The 545-nt window shown below is 78.0% G+C and carries 1 pseudogene; it reads right to left on the reverse strand.

From position 1 onward, the window contains the following. Nucleotides 1-29 precede the first annotated feature (29 nt). Nucleotides 30-545 (reverse strand): annotated as a pseudogene (locus KUM32_RS41260) (DUF5107 domain-containing protein); the annotation flags it as partial.

Raw genomic sequence — 545 nt, forward strand, 5'->3', positions numbered from 1 at the left:
CCACCAACCCGCCGAGCGTCAGCCGGCCATCAGGCGGGCCGCATGCGGAACTCGTAGCGGTCGGGCAGCGGGTGCAGTTCCCTGGCGCGGGCCCGCAACGCGTCGGCGTCGAGGTCCGCCGACTCCGGGTCGGCGGCCACGAGGCGTTCGGCCACGGCGAACCACGTGTCGCTCAGCGTCTCGTCGCCCTCGCGCAGGTCGTCCACCTCGAAGCCGGCGTCGAACAGGGCGCGGGCGCCCGCCGCGTCGCCGTCCGCGACCAGCACCTGGGCCGTGAGCAGGACGAACCGGCCACGGGCGCGCACCGCCGCCGGCAGCGCGGCCAGCACGTCCCGCGCCTGTGCCCCCCGGTCCACCGCGAGGAGCGCGGTCACCGTCTCACGCCCGAGCCCGGCGAGCGCGGCGCGCCACTCGGCGCCGCCCTCGTCACCGCCTTCCGCACCGACCTCCCGGTCGGCCGCCGTGGCGCTGCCGTCCCCGCCGTCCCCGTACCGCTCACGCCACTCCCCCAACGCGCCTTGGAACGCGGCGAGCCAGCGGTCGGC

The sequence above is a fragment of the Streptomyces sp. AC627_RSS907 genome (assembly GCF_019049165.1).